1 protein-coding gene is annotated in these 266 nt (G+C 53.0%); it reads right to left on the bottom strand.

Annotation, left to right across the window (positions count from 1 at the left end; all coding sequences use genetic code 11):
* A partial coding sequence (locus tag AB2L51_RS15245) for an alpha-amylase family protein (RefSeq protein WP_400922695.1) occupies positions 1-249 on the bottom strand: 249 nt, incomplete at its 3' end.
* Positions 250-266 lie beyond the last annotated feature (17 nt).

The following is a 266-nucleotide window of genomic DNA, read 5'->3' as shown; positions in this document are numbered from 1 at the left end:
ATTTGGACCCTTGTACGACGCGGCATCTACCCGGTAACCATCGTTGCCAAAGCGGGTCTGATCGTACAGCACATAATCTTTCATGTATTGCTGATAAGCGCCGTTCATAAAGTCCGTCATCACGCTGCCCCAGGCCGGATGAATCATAAGGCTGTCCCGTTCATCGCGGTAAAAAAACTGCGGGTGCTGCTGCACCACCGGCGATTGGGTGTTGAAGCCGTGAATGACCATATCGAACAGCACTTTCATGCCCATGCTGTGCGCTG

Source organism: Acetobacter fabarum (assembly GCF_040702925.2).
Lineage (GTDB): Bacteria > Pseudomonadota > Alphaproteobacteria > Acetobacterales > Acetobacteraceae > Acetobacter > Acetobacter fabarum_B.
Note: the sequence above shows the minus strand (reverse complement) of the source record. Positions and strands in the feature narration are given on the sequence as shown.